The following is a 22,944-nucleotide window of genomic DNA, read 5'->3' as shown; positions in this document are numbered from 1 at the left end:
ATCAGAAATCCTTGCGCAGTTGCACGCCGAAGTAACGTTCATCGTCACGGGGCACGGCGCGGTAGATGTAGTTGCCGCCGCTGGCCAGCATCGGCGAATAGGACTTGTCGGCGAGGTTCTTCGCCAGCAGCGCTACGCGCCAGCCGTTGTTGTAGTCGGCCAGGGCCACGCTGGCGTTCCAGATGCCGTAGGCGCCTTGCTTGGTGTCGAGGTTCTGGCTGATGTCGTACTGCACTTCGCTCTGCCAGCTGTAGTCGGTGCCCAGTTCGATATCCAGGCCGTTATCCAGGGGGATGCTGTAGTCGGCGCGTACGTAGCTTTTCCAGTCAGGGCTGTACGGCAGCGGCTTGCCATTTACGTTGCACGTGGCTGCTGCGCCGGCGGGGCAGGCGAATGCGTCGATGCGTGCGCGGGTGTAGGCCAGGGCACCGGACAGCTTGAGTTGCTGGGTGGCCTGCAAGGCGTAATCCAGCTCGACGCCTTCGCTGCTGACGCTGCCGGCGTTGATCAAGCGGGTCACCACTTGCCCTGCGACGGTGTCGAAAAAGTTGGCCTGATAGTTGTCGTAATCGCTATGGAACACCGCGAGGTTGGTGGTCAGGCGGTTGTTCCAGGCGGTGGCCTTGATCCCGGCTTCCCAGGTGTTGGAGGTTTCCGGCTTGAGCGCATCGGTGTCGCGCGGCTGCATGTTGAAGAACACGTTGTAGGCCGGGCCTTTGTAGCCGCGCGAGTAGGTCAGGTAGCTGGTGACGTTGTCGCTGATGTCGTACTGCACACCGAGGCGGCCGGACCAGCCGTCTTCGTCCACCGAGCCGGAACTGGACGTGGCCGGTTGGATCCCGCTGACCGTGGTGGCCGAGGTGGAGACGCGGCGGTGATCGTATTTCAGGTCATCGTGGGTGTAGCGCAAGCCGGCGATGCCGCGAAAGCGCGAAGTGAAGTTCAGCGTGCTCTCGCCGAACACCGCGTAGCTGTCGTTGGTGGTGCTGTAGTCGGCGATGCCACGGTCGGTGCGCGTGGTGGTCGTGAGGGTGCGCTGGTAGGTTTCTTCGTCCTTGCCGTGCATGTAGAACAGGCCGCCGACGTACTCCAGGAACTCACCTTTGGGCGAGGCCAGGCGCAGTTCCTGGGAGTACTGGTTGAACTCCAACTGGCCCTTGTCGGCGGTGCCGGGGAATGCGGCGGTTACGTTGCCCAGGCGGTCGCCATCCTGGTACTGGGTGTTGTCCCAGCCGCGCCAGGCGGTGATCGAGGTCAGGGTGTAGTCGCCGAGGTTCCAGTCCAGCTGGGCCGACAGGCCTTTGTTGGTGTCTTCCACATGGCTGCGGGTGTCGGTGTTGATGTCGCGGTTGTCGCTGGAGGCACGCACCGGGCTCAGGGCGTTGGTGAACGCCGGGGTCAGGGACTTGCTCACTACGCCGTTGGGCGCGTCGTCGTGGGACTGCATGTAGTCGGCGATCAGGGTCAGCTTCACGTCTTCATTGGGGGTGAATTCCAACTTGCCGCGAATGCCCTTGTGGTTGTAGCCGTTGACCTCCTGGCCGTTGTGCTGGTTATCGACGTTGCCGTCGTAGCTGCCGAACAAGGTGCTGACCGAGCCCTTGAGCACGTCGGGGATAAGGCTGCCGCCGATGCCGAAGCGGGTGCGGCTTTCGTTGCCGCTGTAGTAGGACTGGTCGATATAGCCGTGGGTCTCGGCGGTCGGCGCCTTGCTGGTGATATTGAGCACGCCGGCCGAAGCGTTCTTGCCGAACAGCGTGCCTTGTGGGCCGCGCAGCACTTCGATGCGTTCCAGGTCGAGCAGGTCGAGGGTGGCCTGGCCGGGGCGGGCGTAGACCACGCCGTCGATCACCGTGGCCACCGTCGGCTCCACGCCGGGGGAGGTGGAGATGGTACCGACGCCGCGCACGAACAGCGAGGTGTCCTTGTTGGAGGCGCCGGTGCGGAAGTTCAGCGACGGCACCTGTTGCGCGATGCTCGCCACGCCGTTGCGGTTGTCGCGTTCCAGCTGCTCGCCGTCGAGCACCGAGACCGCCACCGGGACTTTTTGCAGGGACTCTTCACGGCGGGTGGCGGTGACGGTCACGGATTTGAGCGTCGGCTCCTGCTCATCCGCCGCAAAGGCGGGCAGGGCAGTCAACCCGGCCAGGATCAATAACGTACTGCGTTGGAAGTTATGCATGCTGTGCCCGCTCGAAAAAATGCCCTGAACCGTTGCTGTTCTGCGACGGCAACGCCTGTGAATGTGTCTTTGGCATTCGCTTGAGCGAGTAGCAGACAACGTGCTTTGTTAGCGCTAACATCGGCATTATTGGTGGGCCTGGTTTAGAACGTCAAATACTGAAAAATTAGTCCTATATGCCTTTTTGTTTCTAACAGGATTTTTCCGTGAGCGAAGACAAACCGCGCAAACGCCGTGGCGCCGGGCGCGTCACCCTCAACACCGTGGCGCGCCAGGCCGGGGTGTCGGCGATTACCGTGTCGCGTTACTTCAACCAGCCGGAGCAGGTCTCGCCTGAGCGTCGCGAGCGCATTGCCCAGGTCGTCGCCGAGCTGGGCTACGTGCCCAACCTGGTGGCCGGCGGCTTGGCCTCGGCGCGCGGGCGGATCGTGGCAATGGTGATCCCGAACATCTCCGGGCCGATCTTTGCCGACACCATCCAGGGCTTCAGCGACACCCTCAGCCAGCACGGGTACCAGCTGTTGTTGGCATCGAGTTACTTCAGTGCCGAACAGGAAGAAAGTGCGGTGCGCGCCTTTCTCGGCTGGTCGCCGGCGGCGTTGGTGCTGACCAGCCGCTTCCACAGCGCGGCCACGGAAAAGATGATCGCCGACGCCGATATCCCCGTGGTGGAAACCTGGGACTACGTGCCCGAACGCGAGCCTTTGCAGATCGGCTTTTCCCATTACGAAGTGGGCGTCACGGCTGCGCGTTACCTGCATGGCCAGGGTTATCGGCGCATCGCCTTTGTGCAGAACAGTGCGGCGGGGGATTTCAGTGCAATGGAGCGCGGTGACGGGTTCGCGGCGACCTTGAGCGAGCTGGGCGCACAACCCTGGACCTTCGCGCCGGATGCAGGTTGTGCACCGTTCGAAGCCGGCAAGCAGGCGATGGACGCACTGATGAGCCACCCCACGCCACCCGACGCGATCTTCTTCGCCAATGACAACCTCGCCGCCGGCGGCTTGCTGGCGGGGCAACGCGCCGGTTTGAACATTCCGCAAGGCTGCGCGGTGCTTGGTTTCGGCGATTATCCCTTCGCGCACATGCTGCTGCCGAGCCTCAGCACCATCAAGCCACCGGCGTTGAAAATCGGTGTGTTGGCGGCCACGCGGGTATTGGAAAGTCTGGGGGTATTGCCGGTGGAAGAAGAGGTACAGCGCTTGAATTTGCTGGAGTGCCGCCTGATTGCGCGGGAAAGTGCCTGAGGGATCAACGCGTGCAAAATGTGGGAGCGGGCTTGCCCGCGATTACGGAGTGTCAGGCGAGGTATTCGTCACAGGCAGACCGCAATCGCGGGCAAGCCCGCTCCCACATTTGGATCTCCATACATCAGCCAGACAGTCGCCTGTTCTGGCTCTTAAGCTTGAGGGTACTCAAAAAGACATTATTTATATGAATAAAATCATAAGAAAATAATGAAATCCAAGAATATTAGCTTAGACCAAAACAGCATTATATTTTCAAAACCCATTCCGTTATGTTTGATCGCAACAGCCTACCCCTGACCATGGATGGTACCCATCGTGATTCAGATTCTGCTCCCATAACCGGGTAATCATGCCCGCAGCAGAATCGTTGGAAGGGAACTCAACGTATGTTGCCGATTCAACCCCCGCACGCGCCTTAGCCGCAAATCGCCGCCACATCCCCCAAAAACGAGCACCGCGCACGACCGCGTGATTGCCCGACTTCGCGATTTGAATAAGCAGGCATGGCTATGAAGCAAGCGTTAACACCCACCGCCGTTCTGGCCCTGGCCATATTGGCCAACAGCGCCCAGGCCCAGGACGACAGCACCCTCTCGACCGTCGTCGTCACCGGCAACCGAGGCGCCGAGCAGCGCACCGTCACCAGCAGCCCGGTGCCGATCGATGTGGTCAGCGCCAAGCAATTGCAGAGCACCGGCAAGCCCGGTCTGATGGAAGCCCTGAGCGCGGTGATCCCGTCGCTGACCCTGCCGGAAAAGACCGGTTGGGACGCCAGCGGCATCGCCCGTGCCCCCAACCTGCGGGGCCTGAGCGCCGCCGAAGTGCTGGTGCTGGTCAACGGCAAGCGCCGCCACACCAGCGCCACCCTGAATATCAACGGGATCAACACCGGCGCCGCTCCGGCCGACCTGGACCTGATCCCCATCAGCGCCATCGACCACGTGGAAGTCCTGCGCGACGGTGCCGCCGCCCAATACGGTTCCGACGCCATCGCCGGGGTGATCAACGTGATCCTCAAGGCCGACACCAGCGGCACCTCGGTGACCAACGCCGGCCTTGGCTACGACGGCAAGAAACAGACCGTGCAGCAAAGCCTCAACAAGGGCTTCGAAATCGGCAACGGCGGCATCGTGCAACTGGCGCTCGACGCGCGCAGCCAGAACGATGACAACAAGGCCAGCGCCAACGGCTACACCTACGCCCAGGCCTACGAGCAGGCCGGGCGTTCGACGTACGGCGGCTACGGCACACCGAAGACCAACCTGCTGACCCTGGGCTACAACGCCGAGCTGCCGGTGGACGACACTTTCAGCCTGTATTCCTTCACCACCTATTCGCGGCGCAAGGCCGAGCAGGGCCAGAACTTCCGCCTGCCGACCATCACCAACACCATCACCACCGGCCCCAACGGCTACCCCGGCGGCTACACGCCGACCTGGTTTATCGACGAAGACGACTTCCAGGCCGCCTTTGGTGGCAAAGGCACCGTCGGCGAGTGGGACTGGGATTTGTCCACCACCTACGGGCGCAACGACGCGGAGCAGGGCACCACCCACAACCAGAACCCGTCCCTGGGCGAAGCCACGCCGAACCACTTCACCTCGGGCACGTGGATTTCCACCGAGCTGACCACCAACCTCGACTTCAAGCGCGGCTTTGATATCGGCCTGCAAAAACCGCTGGACCTGAGCTACGGCTTCGAACACCGGCGCGACACCTATGAGGTGCAGGCCGGTGATTATGAGTCCTACGCCAACGGCGGCTACTGCAAGGCGCCGGGCAATTGCGCCTCAAGCGGGGCGCAGGTCACCAACGGCATTTCGCCGGACGAAGAAGCCACCGCCTCGCGCAACAGCCTGGCCAGTTACGTGGATGTGGGCTTCAACCCGGTACCGGACTGGTACGTGGGCACCGCATTCCGTTACGAGCACTACAACCAAGGCGTCGGCGCCACGCGCAGCGGCAAGCTGACCACCCGTTATGACTTCACCCCGCAATTCGCCGTGCGTGCCACGGTGAGCAACGGCTTCCGCGCGCCGTCCCTGGCCAACAGCCTGTTCAGTGCGCGTTCCACCACCTATGGCGTGGTGGACGGCGTGTACCAGTCGATCAACTACGGCGTGCTGCCGGTGGGTTCGGGCGCCGCTCAGGCCCTCGGTGCCCAGGAATTGAAACCCGAGCGCTCGACCAACTTCAGCCTCGGTTTCACCCTCACGCCCACCGACCGCCTGAGCTTCACCGCCGACGCCTACGTGATCAACCTGCGCGACCGCATCACCCTCACCGGCACCTTGCTCGGCCCGGAAATCACCCAGGTGCTGCAAGGCAATGGCATCACGTCGACGTCCGGCGGCCAGTACTTTATCAACGGCGCCGACACCCGCACCAAGGGCCTCGACCTGGTCAGCAACTACAGCCAGGACCTCGGTGAATACGGCGCGCTGAAGTGGACCGCTGCGTTCAACTGGAACCAGACCAGGATCCTCAACTACAAGGCATCCACGACGATCCTCGGCACGTCCTATGACCTGATGGACCGCCAGGCGCGCAACCTGATTACCGGCGTGCAGCCAAGCACCAAGCTGATCCTCGGCGGTGACTGGAGCATCGACCGCTTCAACCTCAACCTGGCCCTGACCCGCTACGGCTCCTACAAGGAGGTCAATGTCTCTGCCGACCGCAGCCTCGACCGGGTCTACGCAGCCAAATGGATCACCGACCTGGACCTTGGCTACAACCTCACCAAAGACCTCAACGTCGCCATCGGCGCCAAGAATCTGTTCGACGTCTACCCAAAAAAACAAGGCGTACCGAGCAGCACCATGGTCAGCAGCTACGGCACCTATTCGCCCTTCGGTTTTACCGGCGGTTACTACTACACCCGGTTGACTTACGCCTTCTAAGGCCACCACCCGCGAGGAAGAGAACATGCCCATCGTCGCCAAACCCTATGACCTGATTGAACAGGCGCGCCAGGTTCGCCAGGCCCGTGTCTCCACCCCGATCAAGACCTTGCAAGTCGTCCCCGCACGGCACCCCTGGCGCTGGGCCGGGTCGATCTTTGCCGCCCTGCTGCTGCTGGGCATCGTGCATTCCCTGGCCACCAACCCGCGCTGGGAGTGGGGCGTGTTCGGCCAGTGGTTCTTCTCGCCGTCGGTGCTGCGCGGCCTCGGCCAGACGCTGTTGCTGACCCTGCTGAGCACGGTGTTCAGCATGATCCTCGGCACGGCGCTGGCGTTGGCACGGCTGTCGGGCTCGCCGCTGCTGGCGGCGTTGGCCTGGGGCTACATCTGGTTTTTCCGCTCGATGCCGGCGCTGCTGGTGCTGATCATTCTGTACAACTTCGCTTACCTGTATGACCACATCGTGCTCGGCGTGCCGTTCACCAGCGTGGTGTTCGCCGAGTGGTCCACCGTGGACGTGCTCAGCCAGTTCACCGTGGCCGTGCTGGGCTTGAGCCTGATGCAGGCGGCGTACGCGGCAGAGATCATTCGCGGCGGCCTGATCGGCGTGGATGCCGGCCAGCACGAAGCAGCGGCGGCGCTGGGTTTGCCGGCTTCGCGTCGGGTGTTTCGGATCATCCTGCCCCAGGCGCTGCGCTCGATTCTGCCGTCGGGTTTCAACGAAATCATCGGCCTGGTCAAAGGCACTTCCATCGTCTACGTGCTGGCCTTGCCCGAGCTGTTCTACACCGTGCAGGTCATCTACAACCGCACCCAGGCGGTAATCCCGCTGCTGATCGTGGCGACCGTGTGGTACCTGATCATCACCACCGTGCTGACCAGCGCGCAGTACTACGTCGAACGCTACTTTGCCCGTGGCACCGCGCGGGTGCTGCCGCCGACGCCGTTGCAGCGCATCCGCCGTTGGCTCAAGGAGAAGTCCCATGAGTGAAGCCCGCGCCGGTCGCATTCAAATCCAGGGCGTGGGCAAGCGCTTTGGCAATCAGCAGGTGTTGCAAGACATCCACCTGACCATTGACCCGGGCAAGGTCACGGTGATTCTCGGGCCGTCGGGCTCGGGCAAATCCACCTTGCTGCGCACCATCAACCACCTGGAAAAGATCGACAGCGGCCACATCACCATCGACGGTGAATACGTCGGCTATCGACGCAAGGGCGACCTGCTCTATGAACTGAAAGAACGGGAAATCCTCAAGCGCCGGATCGACGTCGGCTTCGTGTTCCAGAACTTCAACCTGTTCCCGCACCTCACCGCCTGGGAAAACATCGCCGAGGCGCCCCTGGCCCACAAGCGCTGGAGCAAGGCCGAAGCGCAGGCCAAGGCGTCCGAATTGCTGGCCAAGGTGGGCCTTGCAGACAAGGCCGACGCCTATCCACGCCAACTGTCCGGTGGCCAGCAACAACGCGTGGCCATCGCCCGCGCCCTGGCCCTGGACCCGAAAGTGCTGCTGTTCGATGAACCCACCTCGGCCCTCGACCCGGAGCTGGTGGGCGAAGTGCTCGATGTGATCAAGGGCCTGACCCAACTGGGCGTGACCCTGGTGATCGTCACCCACGAAATCGGTTTTGCCCGCGAAGTCGCCGACCACGTGGTGTTCCTCTGCGACGGCCAGCTCATCGAAGAAGGCCCGCCTGAACAGATTTTCCGCCAACCCCGACATCCCCGCACCGTGGCCTTTCTCGGCAAGGTGCTTTAGTTCAAGGAGTGACTGCCCATGTTTATCTCTACTGCCCGTGTGGCCCTGCTGGCGCTGGCCGTCAGTGCTGCGCAAAGTGCGTTCGCCGTGCAACAGGTGGACCTCAGCCCCGACCGCGTGCGCATCCATGTACCGCGCAACGAAGCCGCCATCGCGCAGATCCCGCCGGGCTTCAAGTTCGCCCAGCCGGGCAAGTTCACCGTGGCCGTGTCCGGCGTGGCCGGGCCACCCCTGGCGCTGCTGGCCAATGACGACAAGACCACCATCGGCAGCGAAGCCGACACCGCGCAACTGGTCGCTGACAGCCTGGGCCTGCAACTCAACGTGGTGCAGACCAGCTGGGAAGACTGGCCGCTGGGCGTCAGCTCGGGCAAATACGACGCGGTGATCAGCAACGTCACCGTGACCGAAGCGCGCAAGAAACGCTTTGATTTCGCGACGTATCGCCAGGACGTGCTCGGCTTTTATGTGAAGAGCACCAGCAAGATCAACGAGATCAAACAGGCCCCGGATATCGCCGGGCTGAAGATCATCGTCGGTTCCGGCACCAACCAGGAAAAGGTCCTGCTGGCGTGGAACGAGGCGAATGAAAAGGCCGGGATCAAGCCCGCGCTGTTGCAGTACTTCGACGATCAGGCCGCCGCACAACTGGCGGTGCAGTCCGGGCGCAGCGATGCGTTGTTCGGGCCGAACTCGGTGTACGCCTATTCCGCCGCGATCACCGGCGGCATCAAGCGTGTCGGCACCGTCAACGGCGGCTGGCCGTTACAGGCCGACATCGCCGTGACCACGCGCAAGGACAACGGCCTGGTCAAGCCGATCCACACCGCGCTCGAAAGCGCGATTGCCGGCGGCCAATACGAGCAGGTCCTGCAACGCTGGGGCCTGGACGTGGAGCGTGTCGACAAGTCGCTGATCAACCCACCGGGCCTGCCGGATTAAGGAGTAGCGAACATGGGACTGACACGACGTGAAGCGCTGTCGAGCATCGCCGCGGTAGGCGGCGAAAAAGCGCTCAAGGATGCCCTGGCGGTATTGGGCCTGGGGCCTTCGTCGCACCGCCGCCCGCAACCGCTGAAACTCAAGGACGGCCTGGGGCAGGGCACCCGCGTGCTGGTGCTGGGCGCCGGGATTGCCGGGTTGGTCACGGCCTTGGAGCTGACCCGCGCCGGCTTCGACGTGCAAGTGCTGGAGGCCCGCGAGCGGGTGGGCGGGCGCACCTGGACGATCCGCCATGGCGACCGCGTGGACTACAAGGATGGCCGCACGCAAACCGCCGCTTTTGATCAGGGGCATTACTTCAACGCAGGTCCGGCGCGCATCCCCAGCCAGCACCGCACGATCCTCGACTATTGCAGTGAACTCGGGGTACCGCTGGAGGTGCTGGTCAACAGCAGCCACGGCGCCCAGGTGCGCCCGGATATCGAGAAGCCGGCGTTCAGCGTCGGCCAGGCGATCAACGACGCGCGCGGACACGTGTCCGGCCTGCTGGCCAAGGCCGTGCAGCGCGATGCCCTCGATGATGTATTGAGCCGCGAAGAACGCACGCGCTTGCTGGCGTTTTTGCAGGTGTATGGCGACCTCTCGCAAGAGCTGGCGTTCGAAGGCACGATCCGTTCGGGGCACCTGGAATCGCCGGCCCATCCCGGCGCTTTGCCGGCTGCGCGCAGCCCGCTGGCGCTGGATCAACTGCTGCACCCGGAGCTGTGGGGCGCGCTGCTGCACACCGAATTCCCGGAATTCTCGGCGACCATGTTCCAGCCGGTGGGCGGCATGGACCGCATCACCGATGCCTTCTACGCCCGGGTCCGCGACCAGGTGCAACTGGGTGCTCAGGTGCGGCAGGTCCGCCAGTTGGAAGACGGCGTCGCGGTGACGTATCACGACAAATACAGCGGCCGCGAACAGGTGGTGCGCGCCGACTACCTGGTCTCGACCCTGCCGCTGCCACTGTTGGCCAAGCTCGATACTGACTTCAGCGACCCGATCAAGGCCGCCTTGCGCAGCACCCGCAGCGACCAGGCAACGAAAGTGGCGTGGCAGTCGCCGCGCTTCTGGGAGACCGACTACCGCACCTACGGCGGCCTGTCGTGGATCGAACACCCGGCGCGCCTGTTGTGGTACCCGAGCAACGGCCTCAACACCCGCGACGGTTTACTGGTGGCCGGTTACGTGACGGGCGAGGGCGCCGATCGCTTTGGCGCGCAACCGTTGGACCAGCAGTACGCCACCTCGAAAGAAGCCGTGGAGCTGCTGCATCCCGGTTATGCCAAACACCTGCGCCACCCGCTGGCGGTGTCCTGGGAACAGATCCCCTACAGCGAAGGCCCGTGGCTGCAACGCGAACACTTCCCGGCCGATGCCAGCGCCTTGCTCGAAGCCGGTTTTGGCCGCGTGTACTTCGCCGGTGACGGCCTGGTGCAGAGCGGCGTGGGCATCTGGCAGGAATCGGCGGCCAACTCGGCGCGCCATGTGGTCGCGCAACTGGCCGAACGGGTCACTCAACAACGTCAGATTGCGGCAGTGGCCGCGTCCTAAGGAGCATCATCATGAGCGACAGCATTCAACGCACCAGCGTCGGCAACTTCCCGATCTCGCAAACCGTCACCGTGCCGGCCTCCGCCAGCCTGATCTTTGTCAGCGGCACCTTGCCCGACCTGCACGACGCCAACGCCCCGGCGGGCACGCCAGCGGCCTATGGCAACACCGAAGTGCAGACGGTGTCGGTGTTCAACAAGATCCGCCAGATCCTCCAGCAACACGACCTCGACCTCGGCGATATCGTGCAACTGCGGGTGTTCCTGGTGGGCGCCGAAGAGACTGGCGGCAAGCTCGATTTCGCCGGCTTGCAGGCCGGCTACACGCAGTTCTTCGGCACGCCAGAGCAGCCGAACAAACCTGCGCGTACTGCGTTGCAAGTGGTGGCGCTGCCGCTGCCGGGTGCGCTGGTGGAAGTCGAGGCCATCGCTGCCAGAACGGCGTGACTCCCGCGTTTCACTGACACTTTTCCCCCCTAGACAGGATTCCAGGCTTCGGCGCCCACGCGCCGAACGCCCTGGAGCGGGTTCGTGCACCCGACAGAAACCGACAAGGAGCAGCAATGAGCAATCAGCGTGAGTCACTGGCGAACAAGAGATGGTTGAGCGGGCTCCTGTTGATGGGCCTGACGGTTGAGGGCGTACTGGCGCAAGAAGCGCAGCTGGACAAGGTCGAAGTGGTCGGCGCGCGTGTCACCGAGGCCAACCTGGCGATTGGCACTGACCAGATCAGCAACACCCTGACCATTTCCCATCAAGCCTTGCAGTCGGCGCCCGCCGGTACCTCAGGCTTGAAGATGCTCGAAGCCTTGCCCGGCTTCAACGTGCAGTCCAACGATGCCCTGGGCCTCTACGAATTCGGCAACTCGGTGTTCGTGCGCGCGTTCAACCTGCAACAGATCGGCTTCTCCATCGACGGTGTACCCCTGGGACGCAGCGACCAGTTTGGTGGCAGCCCGATCTACCGCTACGTCGATAACGAAAACACCGAACGCGTCACCGCGTCCACCGGCGCCGGGGACGTGTCGCAGCCGGGGTATACCTCGCTGGGGCCGTACGTGGATTACATCTCCACCCATCCGGCCAAGGACGCCGGGGTCAGCACGTCATACACCCTGGGCAGCGACAGCCTGCGACGCAGTTTCGTCAAGCTGCAAACCGGCGAGCATGCGGGGCTGTCGGCGTATTTCAGCCGCTCGAAGATCGACGGCGACCTGTGGCGCGGCCCCGGCACCATCGACCGTGAGCACTTGGAGGGCAAAGTGCGCTATCAGTTCGGCGAGGGCCATGAGCTGCTGTTTCGCGCGGTGCACAACGACTTTTATGACTACGACTCGCCCTATGTGACCCAGGCCCAATACCACGGCACCGCCAATGATCCGTTCGGTCGCTCCGGGCGTGATTTCGCGTACCTCAAGGAAGTGCCGCCGCAAGCCGAAACCGTGGCTGGCGTGCCCTACAGCAATCCCAATTACAACCAGTCGTACAAGCAGGCGATCAACCAGCGGCGCGACACCTTGTACAGCCTCACCGGCAACTTTCTGCTCAACGATGCGTTGGAAAGCAGCACCAGCGTCTACTACGAAGCCAAGAAGGGTTTCGGCGTGTCCCCCGAGGCCTACAGCACCTCGCTGGCGCTGCATAACGCCGAGGCCAACGTGCCCGGCCTGGTCGATCCGCGGGGTGTGCAATACGGGCTGTCATCCCTCAGCGGCCACCGTTACGGCGGGCGCAGCAGCCTGACCTGGCACGTCGGCCAGCATGCCATCGAAGCGGGGGTGTGGGCCGAAAAGGATGTGTTCAACCGCTTGCAAGCGCGCTACAACCTGAGCGACGGCAGCCCCGATGGCAGCCCGCTGTTCAATGAACCGGTGCACAAGCAGGGCGACTTCACCTCGACCCGCGACTCCCTGCAACTGAACATCAAAGACACCTGGACCCTGCTCGACGACCGCCTGCGCCTGCAATACGGCTTCAAGCGCCTGGACCTGGACTACCGCATCGAAGGCTATCGCAATGCTGGCGACTACATCGCCAACCGCCAGCCGCGCCTGAGCACCTCATGGACCGACAACTTCCTGCCCCAGGCCGGGCTGGTGTATGACCTGACGGCCAACTCTCAGCTGTTTGCCTCCTACTCGGAGAACATGGCGCTGCCTCGGGGCGCCGACGATGTGTTCCGCGCGGCCAGCCCCAATGCGCCGGCCCCGGCGGCGGAGACTTCGAAGAACTACGAGGTGGGCTACCGCCTCAATCGTGCGACGTTCAACGCGGCCTGGGCGCTGTACCGCACCGAGTTCGACAACCGCCTGCAAGCCTTCGCCTCGCCGGTGGCCGGCAGCAGCACCGCTGAAACCTATTATCAGAACGTCGGTCGCGCGCTGGCCTACGGCACCGAGTTGAGCGGGCAATGGAAGCCGCCGGTGCTGGCGGACAAACTGGTGCTCAACGGCAACCTCACCTACAACATCGCGCAGTTCAAGGACGATGCCGCCGGGCTGTCCCTCAAGGACAACAACATCCCCGACAGCCCGCGCTGGCTGGCGCAGGCGGGCATCACCTACGAGCTGGCGCCGTGGGCGGTGCTGAATGTTTCCGGGCGGCATATCGGCTCGCGCTACAGCAACTTCACCAACACCGAATCGGTGCCGGGCTACACGCTCTACAACGCCTACCTCGACCTTGGCGGCGAGCGCCTGCATTACGGGCCGCTCAAGAGCGTCAAGCTGCGCTTCAACATCGACAACCTCTTCGACAAGGACTACCTCGGCTACATCCTCACCAGCGCCAGCGGGCCGGCCTACTACCGGCCCGGTTCGCCGCGCACCTTCCAGACCACCCTCAGCGCGGAGTTTTGATCGATGAACAGCCGATACCTGCTGGCGCTGGGCATGGCCGCCATGACTGTCCATGCCGCCGACGAAGTCAGCCCCAACACGCTGGCGTTGCATCAGCGTTTGCTGGTGCTCGACAGTCATCTGGACACACCGATGCAATTGTCCCGCCCCGGCTGGGACATCCTCGCCCGCCACACCTATGCCGAGGATGGCAGCCAGGTGGATGTGCCGCGCATGCAAGACGGCGGTCTCGATGGCGGCTTCTGGGTGATCTACACCGCGCCGGTGCCTGACACCGATGAAGGCCGCGCCAGTGCCAGCAACTACGGGCTGGCGATGTTGGCGCGCATTCGTGACCTGGCAGAGCGTTCGCCGCAGACTTTCGAACTGGCACTGACCGCGTCCGATGCACGAAGGATCGCGGGAGCGGGCAAGCGCGTGGTGTTTATCAGCATGGAAAACGCCGACCCCCTCAGTGCCGACCCGCAACGCCTGTTGACCTACTATCGCCAGGGCTTGCGCATGCTCGGGCTGGTGCATTTCAGCACCAATGAAATCGCTGATTCGGCGACCGCATTGCCCAAGTGGCACGGCCTCAGCCCCAAGGGCCGTGAACTGGTGACGGAGGCCAACCGGCTGGGGATTCTGCTGGATGTGTCCCACGCTTCCGACGCGGTATTCGACCAGGTACTGGCGGCGTCCACTGCGCCGATCATTGCGTCCCACAGCAGCAGCAAGGCGGTCAACAACCACCCGCGCAATCTCGACGATGCGCGGCTGCGGCAACTGGCGGCCAAGGGGGGCGTGGTGCAGGTCAACAGCTACGGCGATTACCTGGTGCCGCTCAAGCCCAATCCCGAACGGCAAAAAGCCCTGGCGCCGTTGTATGCGCAGTACCGCAACCTGGCGGGGCTGAGCCCGGAGCAGGTCAAGGCGTTGCATGCGGATATCGCAGCGGTCAACCAGCGCTTTCCGCAAGCCAAGCCTGACCTTGATGTGTTTATGAAGCACTTGTTGCACATCCTCGAGGTGGTCGGCCCAGAGCATGTGGGCATTGGTGCCGATTGGGACGGCGGCGGCGGGGTGGTCGGGCTGGAGGACGTCAGCCAGTTGCCGAAGATCACCCAGCGTTTGCTGGATGCGGGGTACAGCGAAAAGGATCTGGCCAATATCTGGGGCGAAAACTTGCTGCGTGTGGTGCAGGCAGCACAAGCCAAGGCGCAGGTTGCCTTATCTATGCAATAAAAGAATGTTTTTAGCTTTAAGTGATCAGTGTTTTTAATGATTAGCATAGACCTACAAAGCCTTTCACAAGGCCCCTGTGGGGCTATTAATGTCAGCCTCGACAGCCATCCACGGAGGAATAACCCCCATGTCCACAACACCCCGGCAACTCAAGTTCGGCGCCATCCTCACCGGCGTCGGTACCGCGCAAAACGAATGGCTGCACCCGCAGATCCCCGGCGATGCCAGTGTGGATATCTACTGGTACCGCGCCCAGGCCCGGCAGGCGGAAGCGGCCAAGTTCGACCTGGTGTTCATTGTCGACAGCCCCTACATCACCCCGGATTCGGCGCCGCATTTTCTCAACCGCCTGGAACCCTTGACCCTGCTGTCCGCCATCGCCGGCGCCACCTCGAAAATCGGCCTGGTGGCGACTCTCACCACCTCCTATACCGAACCCTTCAACGTCGCCCGCCAGTTCGCCTCCCTGGACCATATCAGCGGCGGCCGCGCCGGTTGGAACGTGGTCACCACCGGCCTGGAAGGTGCCGCTGGCAACTTTGGCCGCGAGCAGCATATCGACCACACCGAGCGCTATCGCCGCGCCGCCGAGCACCTGGAAGTGGTGCAGGGCTTGTGGGATTCCTATGAAGACGACGCCTTTGTGCGCGACAAGGCGAGCAAGGTGTTCCTCGACCCGCAACGCCAGCACCGACTCGATCACCAGGGCGAGTTTTTCGCCGTGACCGGCCCGCTGAATATCGCCCGTTCTGCGCAGGGCCAACCGGTGATTTTCCAGGCCGGGATTTCCGAGTCCGGGCGCAGCCTGGCGGCGAATTATGCCGAGGGGATTTTTGCCGGCGTCGGCAACTTCGAGGACGCCCAGGCCTACTACCGCGACATCAAGCAACGCACGGCCGCCGCCGGGCGCAACCCCGACCACGTGACTATCCTGCCGGGCATCTCACCGATCATTGCCGACACCGACGAACAGGCCCAGGCCATCGACCGCGAACGCAATGGCGAGCTGGACCTGGACAAGGCGCTGGTGCAGCTGGGGCGGCCATTCAACTACCACGACTTCAGCCAATACCCGCTGGACGAACCGTTCCCGGAACTCGGCGACCTGGGCAGCAACGGCTATCGCGGCCACGCGGAAAATATCAAACAAGTCGCCCGCGACCAGGGCCTGACCTTGCGCCAGGCGGCGTTGCGTTTTGCCAAACCGTTCTCCAGCTTTGTCGGTTCGCCGCAGACCGTGGCCGATGAGATCGAGCGTTGGTTTGTCGAAGGGGCGGTGGATGGGTTCAATATCCACGTAGGTGCGCCGGATGACTTCGCGCGTTTTACCGATCAAGTGCTGCCGCTGCTGCGCGAGCGTGGGTTGTTTCGCAGTGAGTACAGCCACAGCACGTTGCGCGGGCACTTGGGGTTGCCGGTACCGGTCAATCGTCATACGGCGGCGCGGGTGGCGAAGCCGTTGCAAGCGGTTGGTGCGTAGGTAGTCTCAACGGCCTGAGCGCGGTGTTTACCACCATTTCCATTTGCCCTGTTTTTTCAGGGTGGTGATGATGTGTTCGCGCTTGTGGCGGAGTTCGAGCGACTTTTGTCGTAGTTCGCGGCAGCGGTTGCTGTTAAGAATCAGCAGGCCGATTAGTGGGCCGAGGAGGGTCAGTGAGTAGAGGTAAACGTTGGGGTGGTAGACGATTGTGGGCAGTGCGAGCAGCAGGCAGATGAGATAGATTGCGACGTTTAGCCAGACCCAGTGGATGCGGCCGTAGAGCACTTCGTATTTGGCTAGGGCAAATACGGCACCCAATCCAATGCCGCTCAAAAAAGCAGTCTTGGTGGTAACGGCTACGGTGTAATCAGAGAGGTAGGTGAGCATCGACAGGATCGCGGTCAATGCAATCGAACAGCACCCGACGAGCAGGTCTACTGCGATTACGGGCATGTACCGTTTGAGAAATTGCCAAGGATTTTCAATAAAGGTCGCTGAGTAATATCGAGCATTTATCTTGCTTTGGTTGCTCATTGGCTGACTTCCTCGTAGATGCCCAAGGCCAATGTCCTGATGTTTCCAGAGATTGCACTACTGGTGAAGCTTAGCGAAGCAGCTACGGTATCCAATATGTGGACGGCCGTTGCCTGTTGCATTCGTGTCGAACTAATACGCTTGGCAACTCTGCCGGCTGCTTTTTCCAGCTTGATCAGTTTGGGTGTTAACCTTGGGTCTCGGATTCTCAGCAATTCGTTGTTGAGTTTTGTACGTTCTTGGCGAGTCAAACCTTTGAGTATTTGACGGGTGTTTTTCCCCGTTACTCTAGTGGTTGTAGTGATGACCTTCGTTGTGACCAACGCCGATGTGGCAACCCCAAGTAGAGCAATACCGTCCAGCACGACTGTTGCAGCCTGATACCAGGCTTCGTCATCCAGATAGTCATTTGCTTCAGGAAAGGCTGCCTCTGATCCCGTCCGTATAACGCCGGCGATGCATTGAACGGTACCCGCAACAGCAGCAGCTTTGCCGACGAAGGTAAGCACCGCACTCGTTCCCGCTGTAAACGGCATCAACGCCACTCCACTTGTAACCACTACCCAACTCAGTACCGCTCCGGCACACGTTATTGCCGTATTCAGTGCCTCGGCCACCCATTCCGACTCCCGGGGCTCATGCTCCAACATCCGCTTGAACTCCACCGGCCCCACAGCCCTCGGCGCCTCACGCAACACCACCGTGATTGGCTGTACCCTGCACACTGCCTGAAATTCACGCAGTTTCAGCACATTAAAATCCTCATCGATATACACCACCCCCGCACCAATCAGCGCGGGGTCGGCGTCGATGGCGGAGAACAGGCGCCGCAGGTCAATGCTGCTTTCAATGCGTTGGCGCGTATTGCGGTGGGCCGAGGGGAATCCATCTTTGAACAGGGCGGTCGTCATTCCTTAACTCCTGGGTTTTTCGGGAGTGGAGAGGTTAAAGACGCGGCGGCGCAAATGAATGTCGGAAGTTTCGGTGTTTGCCGACAGGCACTTCCCGATCCTGCTGTGGCGGCTTGTGGCCCGCGTGTCGGATCAGGAAAAGTTCGCCCCGCGCCATTTCCGGCGCTAACTAAGGACAGGGAGCCAACATGGCCGTCGATATGTTTTTGAAACTGGGCGATATCAAAGGTGAGTCACGGGACCAGGCGCACCGCGATGAAATCGACATCACCGAGTGGACGTGGGGGTTGTCGCAGACGGGTTCGATGCATTCCGGTACGGGCGGTGGTGCGGGCAAGGTCGATATCGGCAACCTGAACCTGAGCAAACCGCTGGATAAATCCAGCCCCAACCTGATGATGGCCTGCGCCAGCGGCAAGCATTACCCCGAGGCGCGGTTGGTGGTGCGCAAGGCGGGTGGTTCCAGCCCGGTGGAGTACCTGGTGATCACCTTGAAGGAAGTCATGGTGGTGTCTTACAGCACCAGTGCAGAGAGCAAAGATGATCTGCTTTACGACCGCATCGCCTTGAATTTTGCCACCGTGGATGTCAGCTACCAGCCGCAGAAAGCCGACGGCGCCAAGGACGGTGGGCCAGTGAAGTTTGGCTGGAATATCCGCCAGAACGTGAAGGCCTAATGCCAGTCCGTTAAGCATCAGAAAGAGCAAACAGTAACCTGTGGCGAGGGAGCTTGCTCCCGCTGGACTGCGCAGCAGTCCCAATAAGAGCCGGGGCCGCTTCGCGGCCCAGCGGGAGCAAGCTCCCTCGCCACAGGTACAGCGTTCGCCCTTAATCCGTGCCCGGATACCGCGTCTCCATCACAATCGACAACGCATCCGGGCGCCAGAATTCCTGGTCGAATTCCACGGCCTGGTTGTCTTCACCGAAGTTCAAACGCTCCAGGTAGACGCTGGTGGAACCGGGCGACAGTTGCAGCAACTCCGCCTGTTCCTCGTTGACCGTGCCGATGTGCATCTCCAACTCGCAGCGCGATTGCACCCGGGCGAAGCGTTCGCGCAGCAGTTGGGTCAACGAGGTGTTGAGGTCGGCGTCCAGCAGGCCGGGGCACCAGCTGGCGAGCAGGGCGTTGAATTCCAGCAGCACCGGGCGGCGGTCGATCCAGCGGCGGCGTTGCAGGAAGAACACCGGTTCATCCGCCGAGGCCAGGCCCATGCGCTTGGCCAGCCACGGGCCGGCGGGGCGCAGTTCGGCGTGCAGGCATTCGGTGCGGGGCGTGCGGCCCTGGGCGCTGACGTAGTCCATAAAGCCGCTGATGCGCGTCGGGTCGTAGCGGATGCGCTGCGGGCTGACGAACCAGCCCCGGCGGTTTTCGCGGTAGACCAGGCCTTCGGCCTCCAGTTGCTGCAAGGCCTGGCGCAAGGTGACGCGGGTGCAGCCGAAGCGTTCGATCATGTCCCGTTCGGAGGGGAATTTCTCGTCGGCCTGGGGACTACCGGACGCAATGTCGTGGGCGATCTGTTCGCGGATGCGCTGGTAGTGCGGGGATATGGGGTCGAAAGGCATCCTGGGGTTCCGTAGGCAGGCATGACGTGGGCGTGACTCTACCCTTCCTGCCGGCGCAGGTCACGTTGCCAGGCCCGCAAACCATAGGCCGCCAGCAGCACAAAACCGGCGTACAGGGCGGCGGTCGGTAGCAGGTCCTTGTAGAGGAACAGCCCGACATAGGCCGCATCCAGCACGATCCACAACCACCAGCTGACCACGTATTTGCGCGCCGCCCACAGGCTGGCCACCAAGCTGAAGGCGGTGAGCAGCGAGTCCAGCCAGGGCAGGGCGGCGTCGGTGAAGTGGTGCATCACCGCGCCGAGGGCCACGGCACCGATCAAGCCCGCCAGCAAGTGCCGCCATGCCTCCTGCATCGGCAGGCGTTCCACCCGCACCTTGCCGGCGTCCACACGCCCGGTGCTCCAGCGCCACCAGCCATAGCCTTGCAGCACGGCGAAGACCAGTTGCAGGAGCATGTCCGAATACAGCTTCACCTCGAAGAAGATCCAGGCATACAACAACACCGCGACGACGCTGACCGGCCAGCACCAGCGCACCCGTTGTGCGGTGAGCCAGACCCCGGCGATGTTGAAGCAGACGGCGACGATTTCCAGTGGCGACATAGGGCACTCTCAAAGACTAGTTTTCCAGGTGCAGCGCCTGTTGCTTGAGTTGGCGCTTGCGTTCGAAGGGCAGTTTTTCCTGATCGCCATAGGGCGCGCTGTACCAGTTGCCGTAGGTCGGGTTGGGCAGCAGGAACCAGCGCTGGCCGAGCCAGGCCAGGTACGGCGCGGCGGCCTTGCGTTGCGCGGCCAGGGTGTTGTGTTCGGCCTGCACGAAGTCGCCGAAGGAATCACCCGCCAGCATCAGCACGCGGGCGTGGCTGGCGACCCATTGGCGCCGGCAGTTCTTGCCGTAGCCGGCTTGCTCGCAGTGGCCGGTTGGGGTGCTGGCGGCCAGCACCTGTTCGTTGTGCGCCACCGGGAAACCGCGCAGGCGCAGGTTGTTGACCGTGGCCTGGACCTGGCTGTGCTCGCGGTTGGTGATGTAGTAGACGGTGATGCCTTTCTTGTCCGCCGCTTGCAGGAACTCCACCGCGCCCGGCAGTGCCTGCGCCTTGGCCTGGTCGACCCAGGTGTTCCAGCGATCATAGGAGTAGACCTGGTTGGTGAGGATGTCCCGCGCATTCAGCGGCACGTTGTCCAGCACGGTTTCGTCGATATCCACCACCACGGCCGGGGGCAGGCCGCTGAGGTTGCGCGGCGGCAAGGGCAGGGCGTCCCAGCTCGGGTCGGCCAGGGCCGCGTCCAGCTGGCGCGTGGCACTGGCGAAGACCTGGCGGTAAATCAGCTCGTGCTCGATGGAGGTCTGGGTCCACAGCACCGCGACCAGTTGGTCGTTGGCGGGCGGTTGCTGCTGGCAGCCGACCAGGGCGGTGGAGAGCAGGCACACACTGGAAAACATCAGATTACGCATGAACGATAGGCCTCAAAAATTGACGGTGGCGGATAACCGCGCGGTGCGCGGCGCACCCAGGAACAGGTAGCCGTCGCCCGCCGATTCACCCACATCGCGCCAGTAGCGTTTGTCGAACAGGTTGTCGACGGTCAGGCGCAGCACAGTAGCGTAATCGCCGACCCGGGTGGTGTAGCGCGCGCCTGCATCGAACACCGCGTAGTCGTCGACCTTTACCGTGGCTTCACGGTTGGCGTACTTGCTCGCGCTGTATTGCACGCCGCCGAGCAAGGCCAGGCCCGGGATGCCGGGGACGCTGTAGTCGCCATGCAGGCTGGCGCGCAGCTTGGGCACGTTGATCGCCTGGTGACCGTCGTAGCTGTCGGTGCCGCTGTCGCTGACCCGCGCACGGATCGCCGCGACGCTGGCCGAGACTTGCAGGTCGGAGGTCACGCGGCCGTTGGCGGACAATTCGATGCCGACATTTTTCTGTTTGCCTTGCTGCACGAAGGTGGTCGTGCCGTCGTCATTCGGCCGGTTGTATTGCAGGTCCTGGCTGATCTGGAACAGCGCGGCGGTGAGACTCAGGCGCTGGAAGTCGCGCTTGATGCCCACCTCCAGTTGGCGCGACGTGGTCGGCGGCAGCACCTCGTCGGCGTTGCTGCTGAACCACGCGGCCTCACCGCCGAGGGACAAGCCTTTGCTGTAGCTGGCGTACAGCGACGTGTCCGGGCGCGGTTTGTAGATCAACGCCGCTTGGGGCAGGAACACGCTGCGTTGGGTGTGGCGCGTGGTGGCGCCGGACTGGTTGTAGGTTTCTTCGTCGAGACGCACCTGGCGCCCGCCGAGCACGGTTTGCCATTGCTCGTTGAAGCTGATGCGGTCGCTGGCGAACAGGCCATATTGGCGGCTGTCGAGACGCCGGTAGGTGTGGCCGAGCGGGCCGTCGTAGGGTTCGAGCACCGGCGACGGCTGATAGATATTGCCCTCGCCGATGTATTCGTTGACCGACTTGCGCCGGTCCACCAAGCGCCGGAACGCAGTGGTGCCGAAGGTCAGGTCGTGCGTGAGAAAACCCGTGTTGAACTGCCCGTTGAGGGCGGCCTGGGCCTCTTCGTTGCTGCGGGTGTCGTCGGGGCTGCGGTAGTCGGCGATATCGTAGTCACCCTCGGCGCTGAAGTGGTTGGGCACGGCGGTATTCGCGCAACTGGCGGCGCCGTAGCAGCCCCAGGCGAAGGTGCTGTAGTCGTCGATCACCACACGGCTGCGGGACGCGCTGAAGCTGGCTTTCCAGGCATCGTTGAAGCGGTATTCGAACAGCCCGTCGAGGTTCAACGAGCGGATGCCCACCGGGTTCGACCAGCTCTGGTAGGCGAGCATGTCCTCTGGCGAAACGTGGCGCGGCACGCTGGTGCCGCCGAGCAGTTGATAGCCCGGCACCGAGTGTTGCTCGCGGTCCTGGTACTCGGCGTTGAGTTGCAGCAGGGCGTTGGGGCTGATGTTCCAGTCCAGCGCCAGCGAGGCGAAATCGCGCTTGCCGTCGGCATGGTCGACATAGGAGCGGATGTCTTCGTGGGCCAGGTTGATGCGCACGCCCACCTGCTGTTCGGCACCGAGCCAGCCGCCGATGTCTGTGGCCAGGTAGCGTTCGCCCTGTTCGTTGGTGGACACCGTGACCGAGCGCACATTTTCCGGGCGCTTGCTCACGTAGTTGACCAGCCCGCCGGGCTCGGAGACGCCGCTCTGCAAGCCGGCCAGGCCCTTGAGCACTTCGACTTGCTGCTTGTTTTCCAGGGCGACGTTCTGTTCGCCGGTGATCGTGCGGCCGTTGATCTTGTAGCTGCTCGCCGGGTTGAGGGCGAAGCCGCGAATCACGAAGTTCTCGTAGTAGCCGACCGGGGCGTAGCTGTCGCCGACCGAGGCGTCGTTTTTCAATACTTCGCTGAGCAAGCGCGCCTGTTGGTCCTTCAAGCGGGCTTCGGTGATCACCGCGACGGACGCCGGCGTGTCCAGCAACGGCGCGTTATCGAAACCGGCCACGGCGGCGTTTTTCGCCTGGTAGTCGGTGGTTGCCTGGCCGAGGACGGTGACGGTGTCCAAGGTCGCATCTTGGGCCTGCACGGCCGTGGCGGCGAAGGCGATGCTCAGGGCGAGCAGGGTGTGGCGATAGGGTGTAGCCATGTAGAGAGCGCTCCAAAGGTCTGACCGCCGCTGCCGTACGCTTTTATCGGGCGCAAAGGGGCCCAGCGCTGCGCAACGGACGGGTTGCCAGTTCGTGATGAAAAAGCCGAGTTCGCCAGAAGTGGCG

The 22,944-nt window shown here is 62.9% G+C and carries 18 protein-coding genes; 11 read left to right on the top strand and 7 right to left on the bottom strand.

Annotated elements, in window-relative coordinates:
- Window position 1: 1 nt before the first annotated feature.
- Window positions 2-2,182 carry a TonB-dependent receptor gene (locus PSH87_RS18140; protein ID WP_305430536.1) on the bottom strand — a complete coding sequence of 727 codons (2,181 nt, stop codon included), beginning with the start codon at window positions 2,180-2,182 and terminating at the stop codon, window positions 2-4.
- Between the two features lie 206 nt (window positions 2,183-2,388).
- Between PSH87_RS18140 and PSH87_RS18135 the strand changes: the two genes are divergently transcribed.
- The 10 genes from PSH87_RS18135 (at window position 2,389) to PSH87_RS18090 (ending at window position 16,191) form a co-directional block, all read left to right on the top strand.
- Window positions 2,389-3,429 (top strand): LacI family DNA-binding transcriptional regulator, encoded by a 1,041-nt coding sequence (locus tag PSH87_RS18135; protein ID WP_305430535.1) that lies wholly within the window; start codon window positions 2,389-2,391, stop codon window positions 3,427-3,429.
- Between the two features lie 512 nt (window positions 3,430-3,941).
- Window positions 3,942-6,335 carry a TonB-dependent siderophore receptor gene (locus PSH87_RS18130; RefSeq protein ID WP_305430533.1) on the top strand — a complete coding sequence of 798 codons (2,394 nt, stop codon included), beginning with the start codon at window positions 3,942-3,944 and terminating at the stop codon, window positions 6,333-6,335.
- A gap of 25 nt (window positions 6,336-6,360) precedes the next feature.
- Window positions 6,361-7,326 (top strand): amino acid ABC transporter permease, encoded by a 966-nt coding sequence (locus tag PSH87_RS18125; RefSeq protein ID WP_305430531.1) that lies wholly within the window; start codon window positions 6,361-6,363, stop codon window positions 7,324-7,326.
- The gene (locus tag PSH87_RS18120; protein ID WP_017737032.1) at window positions 7,319-8,092 is read left to right on the top strand and encodes an amino acid ABC transporter ATP-binding protein; all 774 of its coding nucleotides are present in this window, start codon (window positions 7,319-7,321) and stop codon (window positions 8,090-8,092) included. The genes PSH87_RS18125 and PSH87_RS18120 overlap by 8 nt, the downstream gene beginning before the upstream one ends.
- 18 nt (window positions 8,093-8,110) lie before the next feature.
- Window positions 8,111-9,034 carry an ABC transporter substrate-binding protein gene (locus PSH87_RS18115; RefSeq protein ID WP_207042577.1) on the top strand — a complete coding sequence of 308 codons (924 nt, stop codon included), beginning with the start codon at window positions 8,111-8,113 and terminating at the stop codon, window positions 9,032-9,034.
- A gap of 12 nt (window positions 9,035-9,046) precedes the next feature.
- Window positions 9,047-10,630, top strand: coding sequence for an FAD-dependent oxidoreductase (locus PSH87_RS18110; RefSeq protein ID WP_305430529.1), 1,584 nt, complete (start codon window positions 9,047-9,049; stop codon window positions 10,628-10,630).
- Window positions 10,631-10,641: 11 nt separating this feature from the next.
- Complete coding sequence (locus tag PSH87_RS18105; RefSeq protein WP_017737035.1) at window positions 10,642-11,076, top strand: RidA family protein; 435 nt, start codon at window positions 10,642-10,644, stop codon at window positions 11,074-11,076.
- 116 nt (window positions 11,077-11,192) lie between these two features.
- Window positions 11,193-13,487, top strand: a complete 2,295-nt coding sequence (locus tag PSH87_RS18100) for a TonB-dependent receptor (protein WP_305430528.1) — start codon at window positions 11,193-11,195, stop codon at window positions 13,485-13,487.
- A gap of 3 nt (window positions 13,488-13,490) precedes the next feature.
- Window positions 13,491-14,711, top strand: a complete 1,221-nt coding sequence (locus tag PSH87_RS18095; RefSeq protein ID WP_305430527.1) for a dipeptidase — start codon at window positions 13,491-13,493, stop codon at window positions 14,709-14,711.
- Between the two features lie 127 nt (window positions 14,712-14,838).
- Window positions 14,839-16,191 (top strand): LLM class flavin-dependent oxidoreductase, encoded by a 1,353-nt coding sequence (locus PSH87_RS18090; RefSeq protein WP_305430526.1) that lies wholly within the window; start codon window positions 14,839-14,841, stop codon window positions 16,189-16,191.
- A gap of 27 nt (window positions 16,192-16,218) precedes the next feature.
- On the opposite strand, the gene PSH87_RS18085 is transcribed toward PSH87_RS18090, so the two are convergent.
- Together PSH87_RS18085 and PSH87_RS18080 are read right to left on the bottom strand one after the other, a co-directional pair.
- Entirely contained in the window at window positions 16,219-16,725 is a 507-nt protein-coding gene (locus PSH87_RS18085; protein ID WP_305430525.1) for a hypothetical protein, read from the bottom strand.
- The gene (locus tag PSH87_RS18080; RefSeq protein WP_305430524.1) at window positions 16,722-17,636 is read right to left on the bottom strand and encodes an NAD synthetase; all 915 of its coding nucleotides are present in this window, start codon (window positions 17,634-17,636) and stop codon (window positions 16,722-16,724) included. Before PSH87_RS18080 ends, PSH87_RS18085 begins: the two co-directional genes overlap by 4 nt.
- Before the next feature lie 188 nt (window positions 17,637-17,824).
- Here PSH87_RS18080 and PSH87_RS18075 point away from each other — a divergent pair, with 188 nt between their 5' ends.
- A complete protein-coding gene (locus tag PSH87_RS18075; RefSeq protein WP_305430523.1) occupies window positions 17,825-18,313 on the top strand; it encodes a type VI secretion system tube protein Hcp in 489 nt (162 codons plus the stop codon).
- 151 nt (window positions 18,314-18,464) lie between these two features.
- Here the strand turns inward: PSH87_RS18075 and PSH87_RS18070 are convergent, their stop codons facing one another.
- The 4 genes from PSH87_RS18070 to PSH87_RS18055 are packed head-to-tail and all read right to left on the bottom strand — an operon-like array spanning window position 18,465 to window position 22,817.
- Complete coding sequence (locus PSH87_RS18070) at window positions 18,465-19,199, bottom strand: UTRA domain-containing protein (RefSeq protein ID WP_017735377.1); 735 nt, start codon at window positions 19,197-19,199, stop codon at window positions 18,465-18,467.
- Between the two features lie 38 nt (window positions 19,200-19,237).
- A complete protein-coding gene (gene pnuC, locus PSH87_RS18065) occupies window positions 19,238-19,804 on the bottom strand; it encodes a nicotinamide riboside transporter PnuC (RefSeq protein ID WP_305430521.1) in 567 nt (188 codons plus the stop codon).
- A gap of 16 nt (window positions 19,805-19,820) precedes the next feature.
- A complete protein-coding gene (locus PSH87_RS18060; protein ID WP_305430520.1) occupies window positions 19,821-20,657 on the bottom strand; it encodes a 5'-nucleotidase, lipoprotein e(P4) family in 837 nt (278 codons plus the stop codon).
- 12 nt (window positions 20,658-20,669) lie between these two features.
- Window positions 20,670-22,817: a TonB-dependent siderophore receptor gene (locus tag PSH87_RS18055; RefSeq protein ID WP_305430519.1), complete on the bottom strand. Its 2,148-nt coding sequence runs from the start codon at window positions 22,815-22,817 to the stop codon at window positions 20,670-20,672.
- Window positions 22,818-22,944: the final 127 nt, after the last annotated feature.

The sequence above is a fragment of the Pseudomonas sp. FP453 genome, assembly GCF_030687495.1.
Taxonomy (GTDB): Bacteria; Pseudomonadota; Gammaproteobacteria; order Pseudomonadales; family Pseudomonadaceae; genus Aquipseudomonas.
The sequence above is the reverse complement of the archived record's forward strand: the minus strand, read 5'-3'. Positions and strand labels throughout refer to the sequence as shown.

Excerpts from the sequence above, each read along its gene's own strand:
- PSH87_RS18055 (WP_305430519.1), bottom strand. The coding sequence starts at position 22,817 with ATGGCTACACCCTATCGCCACACCCTGCTCGCCCTGAGCATCGCCTTC.
- PSH87_RS18140 (WP_305430536.1), bottom strand. The coding sequence starts at position 2,182 with ATGCATAACTTCCAACGCAGTACGTTATTGATCCTGGCCGGGTTGACT.
- PSH87_RS18105 (WP_017737035.1), top strand. The coding sequence starts at position 10,642 with ATGAGCGACAGCATTCAACGCACCAGCGTCGGCAACTTCCCGATCTCG.
- PSH87_RS18100 (WP_305430528.1), top strand. The coding sequence starts at position 11,193 with ATGAGCAATCAGCGTGAGTCACTGGCGAACAAGAGATGGTTGAGCGGG.
- PSH87_RS18125 (WP_305430531.1), top strand. The coding sequence starts at position 6,361 with ATGCCCATCGTCGCCAAACCCTATGACCTGATTGAACAGGCGCGCCAG.
- pnuC (WP_305430521.1), bottom strand. The coding sequence starts at position 19,804 with ATGTCGCCACTGGAAATCGTCGCCGTCTGCTTCAACATCGCCGGGGTC.
- PSH87_RS18070 (WP_017735377.1), bottom strand. The coding sequence starts at position 19,199 with ATGCCTTTCGACCCCATATCCCCGCACTACCAGCGCATCCGCGAACAG.
- PSH87_RS18095 (WP_305430527.1), top strand. The coding sequence starts at position 13,491 with ATGAACAGCCGATACCTGCTGGCGCTGGGCATGGCCGCCATGACTGTC.
- PSH87_RS18080 (WP_305430524.1), bottom strand. The coding sequence starts at position 17,636 with ATGACGACCGCCCTGTTCAAAGATGGATTCCCCTCGGCCCACCGCAAT.
- PSH87_RS18075 (WP_305430523.1), top strand. The coding sequence starts at position 17,825 with ATGGCCGTCGATATGTTTTTGAAACTGGGCGATATCAAAGGTGAGTCA.
- PSH87_RS18110 (WP_305430529.1), top strand. The coding sequence starts at position 9,047 with ATGGGACTGACACGACGTGAAGCGCTGTCGAGCATCGCCGCGGTAGGC.
- PSH87_RS18085 (WP_305430525.1), bottom strand. The coding sequence starts at position 16,725 with ATGAGCAACCAAAGCAAGATAAATGCTCGATATTACTCAGCGACCTTT.
- PSH87_RS18120 (WP_017737032.1), top strand. The coding sequence starts at position 7,319 with ATGAGTGAAGCCCGCGCCGGTCGCATTCAAATCCAGGGCGTGGGCAAG.
- PSH87_RS18090 (WP_305430526.1), top strand. The coding sequence starts at position 14,839 with ATGTCCACAACACCCCGGCAACTCAAGTTCGGCGCCATCCTCACCGGC.
- PSH87_RS18060 (WP_305430520.1), bottom strand. The coding sequence starts at position 20,657 with ATGCGTAATCTGATGTTTTCCAGTGTGTGCCTGCTCTCCACCGCCCTG.
- PSH87_RS18130 (WP_305430533.1), top strand. The coding sequence starts at position 3,942 with ATGAAGCAAGCGTTAACACCCACCGCCGTTCTGGCCCTGGCCATATTG.
- PSH87_RS18115 (WP_207042577.1), top strand. The coding sequence starts at position 8,111 with ATGTTTATCTCTACTGCCCGTGTGGCCCTGCTGGCGCTGGCCGTCAGT.